The organism is Novosphingobium clariflavum (assembly GCF_026420865.1).
In the GTDB taxonomy this organism is placed as follows: Bacteria; Pseudomonadota; Alphaproteobacteria; order Sphingomonadales; family Sphingomonadaceae; genus Novosphingobium; species Novosphingobium clariflavum.
Map to the genome: position 1 here is coordinate 78,018 of NZ_JAPCWC010000003.1, position 15,794 is coordinate 93,811.

At 67.3% G+C, this 15,794-nt stretch carries 14 protein-coding genes and 1 tRNA gene; 7 read left to right on the plus strand and 8 right to left on the minus strand.

The annotated features are described in order from the left end of the window. Positions 1-11: 11 nt before the first annotated feature. The 4 genes from bfr to OKA11_RS04750 all read right to left on the minus strand — a co-directional run bounded on the left by bfr (position 12) and on the right by OKA11_RS04750 (position 3,444). Positions 12-497: a bacterioferritin gene (gene bfr / locus OKA11_RS04735; protein ID WP_267219078.1), complete on the minus strand. Its 486-nt coding sequence runs from the start codon at positions 495-497 to the stop codon at positions 12-14. A 103-nt stretch (positions 498-600) separates the two neighbouring features. Continuing rightward, positions 601-795: a (2Fe-2S)-binding protein gene (locus OKA11_RS04740; protein ID WP_267219079.1), complete on the minus strand. Its 195-nt coding sequence runs from the start codon at positions 793-795 to the stop codon at positions 601-603. An 85-nt stretch (positions 796-880) separates the two neighbouring features. Beyond that, on the minus strand, positions 881-2,209 hold the full coding sequence (locus OKA11_RS04745; protein ID WP_267219080.1) for a DUF418 domain-containing protein: 1,329 nt from the start codon (positions 2,207-2,209) through the stop codon (positions 881-883). A 143-nt stretch (positions 2,210-2,352) separates the two neighbouring features. After that, positions 2,353-3,444 (minus strand): SPOR domain-containing protein, encoded by a 1,092-nt coding sequence (locus OKA11_RS04750; protein WP_267219081.1) that lies wholly within the window; start codon positions 3,442-3,444, stop codon positions 2,353-2,355. A 336-nt stretch (positions 3,445-3,780) separates the two neighbouring features. On the opposite strand from OKA11_RS04750, the gene OKA11_RS04755 reads away from it, so the two are divergent. From OKA11_RS04755 to OKA11_RS04765, 3 genes are read left to right on the plus strand one after another with little or no spacing between them, the layout of a single operon-like run. Further along, positions 3,781-4,506, plus strand: a complete 726-nt coding sequence (locus OKA11_RS04755; protein WP_267219082.1) for a ParA family protein — start codon at positions 3,781-3,783, stop codon at positions 4,504-4,506. Then, positions 4,503-5,303 carry a hypothetical protein gene (locus OKA11_RS04760; RefSeq protein ID WP_267219083.1) on the plus strand — a complete coding sequence of 267 codons (801 nt, stop codon included), beginning with the start codon at positions 4,503-4,505 and terminating at the stop codon, positions 5,301-5,303. The genes OKA11_RS04755 and OKA11_RS04760 overlap by 4 nt, the downstream gene beginning before the upstream one ends. 25 nt (positions 5,304-5,328) lie before the next feature. Continuing rightward, positions 5,329-6,591 carry a tetratricopeptide repeat protein gene (locus OKA11_RS04765; protein WP_267219084.1) on the plus strand — a complete coding sequence of 421 codons (1,263 nt, stop codon included), beginning with the start codon at positions 5,329-5,331 and terminating at the stop codon, positions 6,589-6,591. Positions 6,592-6,693: 102 nt separating this feature from the next. On the opposite strand, the gene OKA11_RS04770 is transcribed toward OKA11_RS04765, so the two are convergent. Beyond that, complete coding sequence (locus OKA11_RS04770) at positions 6,694-7,935, minus strand: dihydroorotase (RefSeq protein WP_267219085.1); 1,242 nt, start codon at positions 7,933-7,935, stop codon at positions 6,694-6,696. Then, entirely contained in the window at positions 7,932-8,912 is a 981-nt protein-coding gene (locus tag OKA11_RS04775) for an aspartate carbamoyltransferase catalytic subunit (RefSeq protein WP_142634911.1), read from the minus strand. Before OKA11_RS04775 ends, OKA11_RS04770 begins: the two co-directional genes overlap by 4 nt. A 307-nt stretch (positions 8,913-9,219) precedes the next feature. Between OKA11_RS04775 and sppA the strand changes: the two genes are divergently transcribed. Beyond that, positions 9,220-11,115 (plus strand): signal peptide peptidase SppA, encoded by a 1,896-nt coding sequence (gene sppA / locus OKA11_RS04780; RefSeq protein ID WP_267219086.1) that lies wholly within the window; start codon positions 9,220-9,222, stop codon positions 11,113-11,115. A gap of 26 nt (positions 11,116-11,141) precedes the next feature. Here the strand turns inward: sppA and OKA11_RS04785 are convergent, their stop codons facing one another. Further along, positions 11,142-11,303 (minus strand): hypothetical protein, encoded by a 162-nt coding sequence (locus tag OKA11_RS04785; protein ID WP_267219087.1) that lies wholly within the window; start codon positions 11,301-11,303, stop codon positions 11,142-11,144. A gap of 210 nt (positions 11,304-11,513) precedes the next feature. On the opposite strand from OKA11_RS04785, the gene OKA11_RS04790 reads away from it, so the two are divergent. Next, positions 11,514-11,598, plus strand: a tRNA-Leu gene (locus OKA11_RS04790). Between the two features lie 78 nt (positions 11,599-11,676). Further along, the gene (gene tig, locus OKA11_RS04795) at positions 11,677-13,161 is read left to right on the plus strand and encodes a trigger factor (RefSeq protein WP_267219088.1); all 1,485 of its coding nucleotides are present in this window, start codon (positions 11,677-11,679) and stop codon (positions 13,159-13,161) included. A 64-nt stretch (positions 13,162-13,225) separates the two neighbouring features. On the opposite strand, the gene OKA11_RS04800 is transcribed toward tig, so the two are convergent. Further along, positions 13,226-14,725 carry a hypothetical protein gene (locus OKA11_RS04800; protein WP_267219089.1) on the minus strand — a complete coding sequence of 500 codons (1,500 nt, stop codon included), beginning with the start codon at positions 14,723-14,725 and terminating at the stop codon, positions 13,226-13,228. A gap of 311 nt (positions 14,726-15,036) precedes the next feature. Here OKA11_RS04800 and clpP point away from each other — a divergent pair, with 311 nt between their 5' ends. Beyond that, positions 15,037-15,705: an ATP-dependent Clp endopeptidase proteolytic subunit ClpP gene (clpP, locus tag OKA11_RS04805; protein WP_142634904.1), complete on the plus strand. Its 669-nt coding sequence runs from the start codon at positions 15,037-15,039 to the stop codon at positions 15,703-15,705. The last annotated feature ends 89 nt before the right edge of the window (positions 15,706-15,794 follow it).

Below are 15,794 nucleotides of genomic sequence, written 5' to 3' on the forward strand. Positions count from 1 at the left end.
CGCCTTCCGGCTTATTCGCCCTCGCCAGCAGGCTTGCTCTGGAGCTGGCAGTAGTTCTGGATGCCCATGCGTTCGATCATGTCGAACTGCTTTTCGAGGAAGTCCACGTGCTCTTCCTCGCTTTCGAGGATGCGGGCGAAAATCTCGCGGCTGACGTAGTCGCGCACGGCTTCGCAGTGGGCGATGGCTTCGCGCAGCAGCGGGATCGCGTCATGTTCGAGCGCGAGATCGGCCTTCAGGATTTCCTCGACGCTTTCGCCGATGCGCAGCTTGCCCAGCGCCTGGAAGTTGGGAAGACCGTTGAGATAGAGGATACGGTCGGCCAGCACGTCGGCGTGCTTCATCTCGTCGATCGATTCGTGCCGCTCGTATTCGGCGAGCTTCTTGATGCCCCAGTTGTCGAGCATGCGGTAATGCAGCCAATACTGGTTGATGGCGGTCAGCTCATTGAAAAGAGCCTTGTTGAGGAAGTCGATGACCTGCGGGTCGCCCTTCATGGGGGATGCTCCTGAAAATTTCAGGCGGCATTATGGGCCCGCGCAAGTGCCGAGGCAACCCGCGGAAATCCCGCGAGTGGAACCACTTGGTGCGCCGGTGCCGTCAGGCGGCGGCGCTGAGCGGCGCGTCGAGCGCGGAGACTTCGTCGGCGATGATGTCTTCCGCTTCCTCGATGCACTGCCCGCACTGCGCCTTGCGACCGAGGGCGGCGTAGAGGGCATGCGCATCGCCGCGGCAGCAACGGGCGGCGGTGCGCAGGTCGGTTTCCTTGATGGCGTTACAAATGCAAACGTACATGTGCGAATCCTCTTGGACCCTCATCATATGCAACTGCAAATGGATCGCAATAGCATTCTGAATCGCCGAAAATCCGCCAGAAATGTCAGGTAGATAGCAGGCGCCGATTGGGCAGGAGCCGCTTTTCGACCAGCGATCGCCATACGAGTTCCAGCGGTCCGCGGCGAAAATGGCGCAGGAACGGCAGGCTCCAGCCGAGCATCGCCGCCCAGCCGATTCCCACGAACAGCCACTGCTCCGCGGCGCCGACCTTGCCGTAGAGACCGCAGCCCCAGCCGAAGAACAGCGCGCCCATCAGCAGGCTGGTGGCAATGTAGTTGCTGAAGGCAACCCGGCCGCAGGCGACCAGTCGCTGCCCCGGGCCGGTCGGCAGCAGGGCCGGGGCGGCGGCGATGAGCAGCGCTCCGTAGCCGAGCGCGGTCAGCAGGTGCGGGATGAGCAGGCCCTTGCCGAGCAGCATGTACATGGCGACTGGCGGGTAGTGGCGCGGCCAGACCCAGCCGAGTGCAAGGGCGGTGAGAGCAAGGCCGAGGGCGGCGGCGAGCGCGCCGAAACGGGCGATCCGCCGTGGCGGCATGGTGCTGCCGGCCATGCCGCGGCGCAGGATCACCACGCCGACCAGCATCAGCGGCAGCACTTCGCTCCAGGCATGCAGGGTCATGGTGACGAGCCAGAACGGATCGTGTTGCAGCTTCGCAAGCGCGATGGCCCAGAAGCCCGATCCATAGAGCGCCCTCTGTGCCTGCGCGCCCTCGGCATAGAGCGCGTAATGGGCGGCGATCTCCTGGCGCTGCACCGCTGTCGCCATCCCGAGGCGCACCGCTTCCTCGGCGCGGGCGAGCGGCAGTGTCCAGGCGAGGTCGACAAGCAGGGCGGTGAGCGCGATGCCGGCGGCGAGGCCCAGCAGCAGCGGGCAGGGCAGGCGCCGCACGAACAGCACGGCGATCCCGCAGGCGGCGTAGACGAACAGGATGTCGCCCCACCACAGCAGCAGATAATGCAATTGCCCGAGCAGCATGAGCCAGCCCAGGCGGCGCAGTTGCAGGCTGTCGCCGTCCCGTCCGGCGGCATCCATGCGCTCGCAGTAAAGCGCGATCCCCGCACCGAACAGCATGGCGAACAGCGCGCGCATCTTGCCTTCGAAGAACAGGAACGAGACCGCGTAGGCGGCCTCGTCGGCAGGCGCCGCGAAGCCGGCGAACCGCGGGGAGGCGGCGCCGATGGCCGGTCCGACAAAACCGGAAATGTTGATGGCCAGGATGCCGAGCACTGCCAGCCCGCGAATGAGGTCGATCGTTACCAGCCGGTCTTCCGCGCCGGGCGGGGCGCCGCTGGTTCCGGTCGTGGCCGTCGGATCCCCCACGACGGCATGATGGACTGCGCGGGCGTGTTCGCCCGTCATCGCCTTCGGCATGGCCCCTATCCCCTTCGGGGGCCTCGCTGCGGAAGCCTCCCGGGGATCGAAGGTATATTGCCGATTCGCGCTCGTCCACGGGAATTACGAAAGCGCCGGAACGCCCGGGCGCTAACGCTGCGTCAGTGGCCGGGGGCGCGGCGTCAGTGGGCGGGAACGACCAGGCAGGGCTGGCTTGGGCCCTTGAGGGCGGCGCAGGCCTTTTCGGCTTCGGATCGGGTGGCGAAACCGGCGGCGTAGAGGCGGGTCAGGCTGCCGCCGGGCACCAGTTCGCGGCGCTTGCCCGCCAGTTCCGGGCGCTTGGCGAGCGAGGACCAGAGCCGCTCCGCATTGCCCGGAACCCCGAAGGCGCCGAGTTGCAGGCGCCACTGGCCCTGGGCTGCGGAGGGCGTGGCGGGTTTTGCCGGGGTCGGTTTGGGTGCCGTTGCCGCTGCCGGCTTGGTGACGGTCGGCGGGACCGCAGGCCTGCTGACGGCAGGGCTGGTGATGGGGCGAACCGGTTGCGGAGCGGCGGTCGCTTGCGGCCGGGCATAGTCGGCGCCGGCAGCGGCCGGGCCGGTCGGCGAGGCTGCGGGTGAAAGTGGGGGGGAAGGTGGGGGCGAAGATGAGGGTGGGGGCGCTGGGCGCGCAGGCGCGGGGGCGCCGAGCGAGGCGCTGGTGTCAAGCCGCGCGCGGGCGGCCTCGGCGTCGGCGGAGAGCTTTACCGCGAGCGCGACGCCTTGCTGGCGCTGCTCGATCGGAATGTGTTCGTCCATTTGCGTCAGTGCGCGAGTCGCCTGCGGTAACCCGGCCTGCTGGGCCAGGCTGACGAGGGCATAGGCGCGCACCCAGTCCTTCTCGGCCAGGTCGCCGTTGAAATGCGCGACGCCCAGGATGTACTGCGCTCGCGCATCCCCTCGCGCCGAGGCGGCGGCGATATAAGGCATCGCGGCGTCGCGCTGGCCGCGCTGGAACATCAGCAGTCCGTAATTGTCGGCCGCCTGGACGTGGCCATGTGCGGCGGCCTTGCCGTAGAGCGATTCGGCCCTTGCAAGATCAAGCGGCACCCCGCGGCCCATCTTGTAGGCCTGTGCGAGGTTGAACTGGGCATCGGCGTCGCCCTTGTCGGCAAGCGGCTTCCACAGCTGCACGGCGGTTTCATACTGCCCGGCAGACCAGGCCTCGACTCCCGCCTTTACGGTATTTGCGCCGCCGGATGCATCGGTAGCGGCGGCGGCGAGCGAAGGCGTTGCCATCGCCGCGACCGCGCAGCCGCCACCCAGGAGGAGGAATCGCCGTAATCCATTCATGCAGAACTTGCCCCGATTCCCGTCCATGATCCCGCGCGATAGTAGGCGATGATTGACGGATGGCACCAGTCGGAAGCGGGAATATGCGCTGCTGTGCCGAAAAGTGACGTTAACCGCCGTGGTAAACAATTCCATCACCGCCGCATGGCTGGGCAGCATCGGGCCATGCCGCCCGCCCGTTTCGTCGAGGCGGGGCGTAATTAACTCTAAATTAGGAACGATCTGCGATCCCATCTCCGTGACAGGTTCACTTTCCTAGCGGAATTCTCAGGGGACAGGGCTTTGCGAGTACTGGCATTGGCATCGCAGAAGGGCGGTTCGGGCAAGACGACGCTCTCGGGACATCTTGCCGTCCAGGCCCAGCGCGCGGGCGCAGGCCCGGTCGTGCTGATCGACATCGATCCGCAGGGTTCGCTGGCCGACTGGTGGAACGAGCGCGAAGCGGAACTGCCCGCCTTTGCGCAGACCACCGTCGCCCGCCTCGCGGCAGACCTGCAGATCCTGCGCCAGCAGGGCTTCAAGTTGGCCGTGATCGACACGCCGCCGGCCATCACCCTGGCGATCCAGAGCGTGATCTCGGTTTCCGAACTGATCGTCGTGCCGACCCGCCCGAGCCCGCATGACCTGCGGGCCGTGGGTGCGACCGTCGACTTGTGCGAGCGTTCGGGCAAGCCTCTGCTGTTTGTCGTCAACGCCGCCACGCCCAAGGCGCGAATCACCGCCGAGGCCGCTGTCGCGCTGTCGCAGCACGGCACCGTGGCACCGGTTACGCTGCACCAGCGTACCGATTTCGCCGCCTCGATGATCGATGGCCGCACCGTCATGGAAGTCGATCCCAACGGCCGCTCCGCACAGGAAGTGGCGGCGCTGTGGAACTACATCTCCGACCGTCTCGAAAAGAACTTCCGCCGCACCGTATTCTCGGCGCCGCCGGTTTCCGGCCAGCCGGTGATGCAGGGCGCGCCGCGTCCCGTCGGTGGCTTCGGCCGCCGCGTCGTGGGGTCGTGACCGTGTCGGGCGCGCTTGGCGAACCCCGGCCGTTTGCTTCGCTTTCGCCGAGCCTGCTTGCCCGCAAGGGTGCGGCGCGGCCGGCGATGCGCCGTCAGGATACGGCCTCCTTCGGTCTTTCCAGCATGCGCATGGATGCTGCCAAGATGGAAGATCTCGGCTGGAACGACTGGGGCCTGAGCGAGGTGCCGGAAGCCCGTGCAGAGCCGAAGGCCGAACCCGAGGTCGCGCAAGTGGCGCCTTTCGAGGTTCCGCATGTGGCCGTGGTCCCGGAAACGTTTGCCCAGGCAGATGACGCCCAGGAAGATGGCGTTCAGGATGAGGCCGTTCATGCGGTCGCGGCGGAGCAGGACGGCGTGAATACGGCTGCGCTCCATGCCGAGCCCGCGCCCGAAGCAGGGCTTTCGGCCTGGTCCCAGCCCGCTCATGTGGACGCCGCGCCGGGCGATCACTTCGACGAGGATACCGGCGAGGACGGCTCGACGAGCGCGCCGATGGCTTCGCTCGTTCCCGAGATGCCCGCTTTTGCGGCGCGCAAGCCCGACGTGCTGCGCCAGATCGACGATCTGGCCGAACGCATCAACCGTCCGGTGGCCCCGGCCCGCAATCTCGTGACCGAAGGCCGCCGCGCCGCCTTCACCCTTCGCCTCGATGCCGAACGGCATTTCCGCCTCAAGATGGCCGGCCTGCTGCTCAACCGCAGCGCGCAAGTGATCGTGACCGAGGCACTCGACAAGTACCTTGCCGAATTCGCTGACCTCTCGTCCCCGGCGTTCACCGTCGGAACGCGAAGCTGAAGTCGTCCCAGGGGGGAATATTCTGATGGAACGCCTCAAGTCATCCCATGCCCGCACGGCCGGTCTCGCGCTGGGCGCCGCCATGGCAGCCGCGCTGCTCGTCAGTTGCGCGGCGCAGGCGCCGCTTGCCAGCGCCGGGGCCCCGGTTTCCGCCGGTGAGCAGGTGGACAAGGATGTTGCCCGCGCCGAACAGCGCGTGGCCAAGTCTCCGCGCGATGCCGCGGCGCGCACGGCGCTGGCGCAGGCCTACCTCGCGATCGGGCGCTTCGATTCCGCTGCGACCACGTTCGAGGACGCCATCTCGCTGGGTGACGAGGATGCGCACACCGCGCTCGGCGCCGCGCTGGCCTATATCGGCGCCGGTCGCAATGCCGAGGCGCTGGCCGTGCTCGACCGTGTCCAGGGGCAGTTGCCCGCCAGTGACTTCGGCCTTGCGGTCGCGCTTGCGGGTGAACCCTCGGTGGGTGTCTCGGTGCTGACCGAGGCGGTGCGCGGCGGCGAAGCTACGCCCAAGGCGCGCCAGAATCTCGCTTATGCCTATGCGCTCGACGGGCGTTGGGGCGAAGCGCGGCTGATCGCCTCGCAGGACCTTTCGGGCGATGCGCTCGATGCGCGTCTTGCCGAATGGGCTGCCAGTGCCAATCCGGGCAAGGGCCGTGAACGCATTGCCGGTCTCATCGGTGCGCCGCTGCGCGCCGATCAGGGCCAGCCGGCCATGCTGGCGCTGAACCAGCCGGCCGAAGGCGCAAGACTGGCGGTGGCCGATGTGCCCGCGCCTGCGCCTGCCCAGTCCGTGGCTCCACAGCCGGCTTCCGGGGACGCCGAACTTCCGGCGGTGCAGACCGGCGAAACCTTCTGGGGTGCCAACCAGGCCGATGAGCCCGAGGCTGCTGCGGCCGCCGCGCCGGTGCCGCGCATGGTCGCGGCAGCTGCCACCGCGGTGCCTGCCCGGCAGTTCGCCCCGGCACCCAAAACGGCCACGCCGCGCGCCAGGACCGCGCTGACGCAGCCGACCACGCATCTCGTCCAACTTGGTTCGTTCCGCACGATGGAAGGCGCCAAGCGTGCCTGGTCCATCTTCCAGGCGCGCAATCCCAAGCTCAAGGATCACAGCCTGCGCATCACCGAGGCGCAAGTGAACGGCCAGCGTTATTACCGCGTTGCCGCCGAAGGGTTCGATCGCGGGAGTGCGCAGTCGCTGTGCTCGACCGTGCGCAAGGGCGGTTCGGCCTGCCTTGCCTATGCCGAGCATCGCCCGCTGCCGGGCGCCATGCTCGCGAGCCGCTGACGCGCTCGCCTTTTACCAGTTCCATGTGAACCTGAACGGCTCCTGTCCCCGGACAGGAGCCGTCTTTTTTTGGTGCACGGCGCGGTGCCGGGGCTGTTTCGCTTACTTGTCGAGCAGGGTCACGCCGCCCTTGAACAGTGCCGCGACGCGGCCCTGGACGGGCTGGCGGTCGAACGGGGTGTTGCCCGCGAGCGCCGCCATCTTGCCCGAATCGACGATCCACGGACGATCCGGCGCGATCACCGCGATGTCCGCCTCGGCGCCCACTTCGAGGCGGCCGGCATTGACGCCGAGCAGCTTCGCGGGGTTGGCCGCGAGGAGTTCGAAGGCCCGGGCCAGCGAGATCACGCCGTCGCGCACGAGGTTCATGGTGTGCGGCAGCAGCGTCTCGGCGCCCGCCATGCCGGGGGCCGAATCGGCGAAGGGCAGGCGCTTGTCCTCGGGGCCGCGCGGGTCGTGGCCCGAGCCGATCACGTCGATGGTGCCATCGCCGATCGCGGCGATCACGGCCTTGCGGTCATCCTCGCTGCGCAGCGGCGGCGAGAGGTGCGCAAAGGTGCGGAAGCCCGCCAGCGCGAGGTCGGAGAGCATGAAGTAGGCCGGGGTCACGCCCGCCGTCACTTTCAGGCCGCGATCCTTGGCGCCGCGCACGAGGTCGAGCCCCTTGGCGGTGGTGACCTTGCGGAAGTGGATGGCCGCGCCGGTCATTTCCGCCAGCGCGATGTCGCGGGCAATGGCGAGGGCTTCGGCCCCGGCCGGGGCGGAGGGCAGGCCGAGGCGGGTGGCCATCTCGCCGGCGGTGGCCACGGCCTTGCCGACGATCCCTGCGTCCTCGGGGTGGGTGATGACCACCATGCCGAGCATGCCGGTATATTGCAGCAGGCGCAGCATCGTGCCCGAATCGCCGATCCAGCGGCGGCCGGTGGCGACCGCGCGGGCTCCGGCATCGCGCATCAGCGCGATTTCGGCCAGCGCCGTGCCTTCGAGCCCCTGCGTGGCGGCGGCCAGCGGGTGGACCCAGAGGTCGGGCTTGCCCGATTGCGCCGCGAAGCGGACGCGGGCGGGCACGTCGAGCGGCGGGTTCTGGTCGGGCATCAGCCCGGCGCGGGTGATGCCGCCGAAGTGGAAGGCGGGCTTGTCGATGGCAAAGACGCCGAGGTCGACGAGGCCGGGGGCGATCAGCTGGCCCCGGGCGTCATGGACATGATCGCCTTCGGCCGGGCTTACATCGGCGCCGATGGCGGTGATGAAGCCGCCTTCGCAGCGCAGCGCGCCATTGGTGATGGTGCCATCTGCCAGCAGGAGCTGGCCGTTGGTGACGGTGAGGGGGGCGTGCACGCTCATGCCCAGCCCTCCACGCCGCGGCCTTTTCGGGTCAGCACTTCGAGGCAGGCCATGCGCATGGCGACGCCCATTTCCACCTGCGTGGTGATCTGCGAGCGGCCGACGAGGTCGGCGACGTTGGAATCGATCTCGATACCGCGGTTCATGGGTCCCGGATGCATGACGAGGGCGTCGGGCTCGGCCTTGGCGAGGCGGTCGAGCGTGAGGCCGTAGAGGTGGCGATATTCGCGCGGCGAGGGGATGAACTGGCCTTCCATGCGCTCCAGCTGAAGGCGCAGCATCATCACCACGTCGGCGCCCTTCAGCGCGGCGTCGAAGTCGTGGAAGACCTTGACGTTCATGCGCTCGATGTCGGCGGGCAGCAGCGCGGGCGGCGCGCAGACGCGGACTTCGGCGCCCAGCGAGGCGAGCGAGAGGATGTTGGAGCGGGCCACGCGGCTGTGCAGGATGTCGCCGCAGATGACCACGCGCAGGCCGTTGAAGGCACGCTTGGCCTGGCGGATGGTGAGCGCGTCGAGCAGGGCCTGGGTCGGGTGCTCGTGCTGGCCGTCACCGGCGTTGAGCACCGGACAGTCGACGAGGTCGGAGATGAGGTGCACCGCGCCCGAACTGGCGTGGCGGATGACGATGGCATCGGCGCGCATGGCGTTGAGCGTCATCGCCGTGTCGATCAGCGTCTCGCCCTTCTTCACGCTCGAGGTCGCCACCGCCATGTTCACCACGTCGGCGCCGAGGCGCTTGCCGGCGATCTCGAAGCTCAGCAGCGTGCGCGTCGAGTTCTCGAAGAAGGCGTTGATGATGGTGAGGCCCGAGAGCAGGTCCCGGCGCTTCTGGGTGCCGCGGTTGAGCTCGACCCACTGTTCCGCCTCGTCGAGCAGGAACCAGATCTCGTGCGGGGCAAGGCCCGCGATGCCCACGAGGCTGCGATGCGGGAAGGCGAGCGCGCCTTCCGGATAGGTATATTCTGGAGCTGTCATCGAAGAAGAGGCCATAGGCATGGTGACCGCCGGGCTCAAGTATTTTGAGGCATAATATCTGACCCGAAACTGGCGTTTCGGGTCGTTCGGCACTGGCCCGCTACCCCAACCCGTCCACCCATCAGGATACGCTCGTGGGTGGCCGGGTGGGGGAGTGGGCCGGTGCCGAACCGAAATTCGCTCTTCCGCGCATTTCGAATCAGACTTTTGCGGGCAAGAGCTTCGCATCGCCGGGAAAGGTTCTTTCCGGCTCTGGCCGCAGGGGCAGGGCGGGGCTATGCAGCAGACTGGAAAGGCGGGTGAATCCATGAAGTTCGCGCAGAGGGTCTGGAAATTGCTGGTCGGCGTGAAGGATGCGCTGGCGCTGGTGTTTCTCCTGCTGTTTTTCAGTGCCCTCTATGGCGTGCTGATGGCGCGCCCGGCGGCGGGCAGGATCGAGGACGGGGCGCTGCTGCTCAAGCTCGACGGTTCGATCGTCGAGGAGAAGAGCAGGGTGGACCCGCTCTCCATGCTGATGAGCAGCGAGGCGCCCGCAGGCCAGTACCAGGCCCGCGACATCGAGCGGGCGCTCCGGCTTGCCGCGACCGACACGCGGATCAAGGTCGTCGTGCTCGACATGTCGCGTTTCCTGGGCGGCGGCATGGTCCACATCGAGGAGATCGGCAAGGAACTGGACGGCGTGCGCAAGGCCGGCAAGCCGGTGCTGGCATTCGCCAATGCCTATGCCGATGACGGCGTGCAGCTTGCCGCCCATGCCAGCGAAGTCTGGGTGGACCCGATGGGCGGCGCTTTCGTGGCGGGGCCGGGCGGCAACCAGGTCTATTTCAAGGCGCTGCTCGACCGCTTCAAGGTCAACGCCCACGTCTACCGCGCGGGTACCTACAAGAGCTATGTCGAGCCCTATATCCGCAACGACATGTCGCCCGCCGCGCGCGAGGCCTATCAGGACATCTATGGCGCGCTCTGGGGCAGCTACCGCGCCGACGTCGCCAAGGCGCGGCCCAAGGCGCAGCTTGACCGCATGACCGGCGATCCGCTGGCCTGGGCGAAGGCGAGCGGCGGCGATTTTGCCGAAGGCGCCAAGGCCGCCGGGATCGTCGACCGCATCGGCGACAAGAGCGAATTCGACGCCCGTATCGCCGAACTTGCCGGCAAGGACGATTCGGGTGCGGACGATCTTCCCTACCGGCACACCGGGCTCGCGGCCTGGCTGGCGGCCCATCCACAGAAGAAGGAAGGCGCCAGCATCGGCGTCGTCACCATCGCCGGCGAGATCGTCGACGGCGATGCCGGTCCCGGCAAGGCGGGCGGCGACCGGATCGCCCAATTGCTCGACGACAATATCGACGAGGGCTTCAAGGCGCTGGTCGTGCGGGTCGATTCGCCGGGCGGTTCCGCCATGGCGGCGGAGCGCATGCGCCGCGCGATCGAACGCTACAAGGCGAAGAAGATCCCGGTCGTTGTCTCGATGGGCAATCTGGCCGCGAGCGGCGGTTACTGGGTCTCGACCCCGGGGCAGACGGTCTATGCCGAGCCTGCGACGATCACCGGATCGATCGGCGTCTTTGCCGTCATTACCAGCTTCGAGAAGACGCTGGGCGAATACGGCGTCACCAGCGACGGGGTGAAGACCACCCCGCTGTCGGGCCAGCCCGACATTCTCGGCGGCTTCACCCCCGAAGTGGAGGGCATGCTGCAGGCCTCGGTCGAGAGCACGTATCGCAAGTTCGTGGGGCTCGCCGCCAAGGCGCGCAAGTCCGCGCCCGAGCAGATGGATACCATCGCCCAGGGCCGTGTCTGGCCGGGCGCGGAAGCGCAGAAGATCGGGCTGGTCGACAAGATGGGCGACCTCGATGCCGCCCTCGCCGAAGCCGCGCGGCTTGGCGGGGTCGGCAATGGCCCGTGGCATGCGGTCTATCTGGAAAGCGAGGAGGACGCGCTCTCGAAGTTCCTCGCCAGCTTCAGTTCCTCCGCACCGGAAGAGGGCGCGCGCATCGACGGCGGTGCCTACGATTTTGCCAGCCTGGTGTCGCGGCGGCGCGAGGAGCAGGCGGCGCGCGTGGCAGGGCAGCTCACCGCCATGCTGTCGAGCCGCGGCGCGCAGGCCTATTGCCTCGAATGCCCGGTGGTGCCGGGGGCGGAGCGCAAGGTTGAGAATACCTCTGGCTTGCGCATGCTGGCCAAACTGGTCGGTTTCGACTGAAGGGCTTCAATTCCCCCGGCGAAACGTCAATCCGCCGGGGGAATTTCCAGCGGTCCGGTATCGGGCTCGTCGAAATCCGGCCCTTCGGGGGGCAGTTCCTCCGGCGCGCCGGGCAAGTCCGGTTCCATCGGCGGAACCGGGGTTTCGGGCGGGGTATTGCCGGGTTCGTCTCCGGGTTGGGTGGCCATGATGCCTCTCTTTTCGTTGACTTCTCTCTAAGTGGGTGGTCCTGAGCCGCAGTGCAAGTCGCCTCCCGAAGGGGCTGTGCGACCGGGGGTGGCGGCACGTGCTGGCACGAGAACGCCGCGATTGTCCTGCGGGCAAGGCGAATCGCCGCACTTGCCCTTTTCCGCGTGTCCTTATAAGGGCACGTCCCTTGAGTTTCAGGCTTCATCCATGCGGGCGTGGCGGAACTGGTAGACGCAGCAGGTTTAGGTCCTGCCATCGCAAGATGTGGGGGTTCGAGTCCCTTCGCCCGCACCAGTCTCGTCGCCCCGGGGGAGGGTGAGCCGCTTGGAATCGGCCGTAAGGCCCGTTGCATTGCACAGGAAGGCATTTGAAATGCAGATCGTCGAAACCACCAACGAGGGCCTCAAGCGCGCCTACACGGTGACCATTCCCGCCACGACCATCACCGCGCGCGTCGAAGGCGAAATCAAGAAGATCGCTCCGCAGGTGAAGATGCCCGGCTTCCGCGCCGGCAAGGTTCCCGCCAATCTCGTCAAGAAGATGCACGGCGAAGCGATCCACCAGGACGCGCTGAACGCGACGATTCGCGAAGCCATGGACAAGCTGGTCGCCGACCACGCCCTGCGTCCCGCGATGAACCCCGACGTGGCCCTCGGTGAAGGCTACGAGCAGGGCAAGGACGCCGAGCTGACCGTCAGCCTCGAAGTTCTCCCGGTGATCGCGGCTCCCGCCATCGACGGTCTGAAGCTCGAAAAGCTGGTCGTTCCGGTTGCGGAAGACGCCGTGACCGAAGCGGTCGAGCGTATCGCCTCGCAGCAGCAGCGTTTCGAAACCAAGGACGGCGCAGCCGCTGACGGCGACCAGCTGATCATCGACTTCACCGGCAAGCTCGACGGCGTCGAATTCGACGGCGGCAAGGCCGAGAAGGCTCCGCTCGTGATCGGCGCGGGCCGCTTCATCCCCGGCTTCGAAGAGCAGCTGGAAGGCGCCAAGGCCGGCGACGAGCGCACCATCACCGTGACCTTCCCCGAGGACTATCCTGCCGCGAACCTCGCCGGCAAGGAAACCACCTTCGACATCGTCGTCCACGAAGTGAAGGCCCCGGCCGAAGCCAAGCTCGACGACGACTTCGCCAAGGAACTCGGCCTTGAGAGCCTCGAGCAGCTTCAGGGTCTCCTGAAGGGCCAGCTGGAGCAGGAAACTGCCGGCCTGACCCGCACCGCCATGAAGCGCCAGCTGCTCGACCAGCTTGCCGCAGGCCACGACTTCGACGTTCCGCCGACCATGGTGGAAGCCGAATTCTCGCAGATCTGGCAGCAGCTGACCCACGAAGCGAGCCACGAGGAAGATCCCGCCGCCGCGCTCGCCGAGATCGAGGCCGAGAAGGACGACTACCGCAAGATCGCCGAGCGGCGCGTGCGTCTGGGCCTGCTCCTGTCGGAAATCGGCCAGACCAACGGCGTCGAAGTGACCGCGCAGGAAATGCAGATGCTCGTTGCGCAGGCCGCGCAGCAGTATCGTCCGGAAGACCGCCAGCGCTTCATGGAATACGTCCGCCAGGACCCGATGATGGCCGCTCAGCTGCGCGCCCCGCTCTATGAGGACAAGGTCGTCGACTTCCTCATCGAGAAGGCCGAAGTCACCGAGCGTGAAGTGACCCGCGACGAACTGCAGGCCGCCATCGAAGCCGACACCGACGGCGACAAGGTCGAAGCCAAGAAGCCGGCCAAGAAGGCTCCGGCGAAGAAGGCTCCCGCCAAGAAGGCCGCTGCCAAGAAGGACGAGGCCGAGGCCGAGGCTGAAAAGCCCGCCAAGAAGGCTCCGGCCAAGAAGAAGGCTGCAGCCAAGGAAGACTGATCTCTTCCTGATGGCATGACGCTATGAAAAAGGCCCGGTGCAGCGATGCACCGGGCCTTTTTTGTCATGGCGGCGTCAGTAGCCCCGGCTTCGGCCCGGCTGTGGCCATCGCGACCCAGCCGTCGCCGATGCGCCGCACGGTGATGGCCTTCACCGCAAAACCGCTGGCGCGCAGATGGGCAAGGATGGCGGCGTCGGTGAAGCGGTGGCGGGTGTCATGCTCGGCCCAGAACAGCGTGGGGCAGTCCTTCGCCATGCGCCGCGAGGTTTCCGGTTCCAGCGCGAAGCCGAAATGGGCCGCGACGGTGCGGTAGGCCGCAGGCGCGACCGCCAGATTGTCCGCCGGGGACATCGCCATGACGTCGGCATTCCAGAACCGGTCGACATGGACAAGGGTGTCGGGGCAGGCGGCCCGGATGTCCGCCACGTAGCGGCCGGTGCCGTACCAGGAATTGCGTGCGGTGGTCCGCGCGACGTGGTCGCAGAGGCCCCACAGCGACAGCAGCAGGGCCGCGCCAAGGAACATCGCGCCGGCCGCCGGGCCCAGTGCCCGCAGCAGCCGCCCGCAGGCCAGCGCCATGCCCAGACTGACGGCGCCGACCATCGCGGTCAGATACTTCTCGATCAGCAGCGGGTGGACGAGATGGATGGCGGTCAGCAGCGCCAGGCCAAGAACGATGCCCGCCGCCAGCTGCGCCAGGATCGCGATGCCTTCGCAGCCCGAACGGTCGCGCATGAGGTCGCGCCCCATGATCGCCACGCCGGCAAGGGCGCCGGCCAGCACCAGCGGATTGGCCTCCAGGCATCGCAGCAGCGCATATTCGATCGACCACCGGGCAGTGCCAAGGCCGCCTTCTATCCAGAAGCTTTGCGTGTTCGCCTGCCAGTGCGGCAATTGTACCAGGCTGACGATGACGAACAGCACGCCCGAGGCGAGCGGCGCTATCAGCAGGGCCCGCAGATAGGCCCAGTCCCGTTGCAGGACGGCGACCAGCAGGAACGGCAGGATCAGCGATCCCGCGATCAGCGTGGTGACGATATGCGTATTGAAGCCGATCAGCACGGCGGCGCCATAGGCCATGCGCCGGGGTATCGAGCCGCCGCTGCGGGTTAGCGCCAGGGCGGCCAGCGACAGTCCCAGCAAGGCTCCGGCACACAGCGAGAGGAAGTAGGACCGCAGTTCGCTGCCGCTCAGCACCGACCATTCGTTGCCGGCCAGCAGCAGCAGCAGCGCGGCGCCGGCCGGCAGCAGGCGCGGCACGTCGCGCACGGTGGCAGCGCCCGCCAGCAGGCAGAACGCGCCGATGGCAAGGTTGAGCAGCCGGTGCGTTTCGATCCGGCCGAGCCAGTCGGTCGCGCGCGCGAGAATGTAAAAGAGCGGCGGGTGATTGTCGGCCAGCCAGCTTGTGCGCAGCGCCTCGGTCCAGCCCGGGCCGGGGCGGGTCACGTACTGGGTGTAGAACTCGTCGTACCAGGGCCCGCGATGCAGGCAGGCCCAGGCGATGGCGAGGGCCAGTGCGGCTGCGGCGAGCAGGATTGTGCCGAAATGGAGCTTTCTTGACATGTCCAGGCTCCCCCCGAAGCCGGTGATGGCCAAAATGATGAACGGCCCGGGGCCGGTTTCCGCAACGGCCTGGGCCGCTTTCACCACGGCCTGAACCCTGCGCTAATTCCCTTATCCTGCTGATGGATGACTGAATTGTGGTCAAAGGGCAACGAATCACGCGCCGCATTGCCCGCAGCCGGCACAAGTTGCGCTGTTCCGGTCAATTGCCCCCCGATAGTTGTGTGTCCGGCGCCGATTGAAGGGTTAAAGGCCTTGAACATCGGGCGGGGGCACGCGACATAGGCGGTCCAAACCAGAAGAGGACTCCCATGCTCGACCTGTTTGGCGCCTCGGGCGCCCAAGGAAAGTTCACAACCGACCCCGTGACCGGAGCACTCGTGCCGATGGTCGTCGAGCAGACCAGCCGCGGTGAGCGCAGCTTCGACATCTACTCGCGCCTGCTGCGCGAGCGCATCGTTTTCGTGACCGGCGAAGTCGAGGACCACATGGCCTCGCTGATCGTCGCGCAGCTCCTGTTCCTCGAGTCGGAAAATCCCTCGAAGGACATCTCGATGTACATCAACTCGCCGGGCGGCGTGGTGACGGCCGGCATGGCCATCCACGACACCATGCAGTACATCAAGCCGCGCGTGTCGACGGTCTGCATCGGCCAGGCCGCCTCGATGGGCAGCTTCCTGCTCGCCGCCGGTGAGCCGGGCATGCGCATCGCCCTGCCGAACGCCCGCATCATGGTGCACCAGCCCTCCGGCGGCGCCCGCGGCATGGCCTCGGACATCGAGATCCAGGCGCGCGAGATCCTGCGCATGCGTACGCGCCTCAACGCGCTCTACGTGAAGTACACCGGCAAGTCGCTCGACGAGATCGAGAAGGCGATGGACCGCGACACCTTCCTCGAAGCCGAGGAAGCGCTGGCGTTCGGCCTCGTGGACAAGGTTTTCGAGACGCGTCCCGACGCCGACAAGCCGGCAGAAGCCTGAGTACGGCGGCCTGAGCATGAACGAAGGTCGGTACCTGCAGGGATCGGCCTTCAGTTCTTTGCAACGGTTATCGGGGTACCCATATCGGC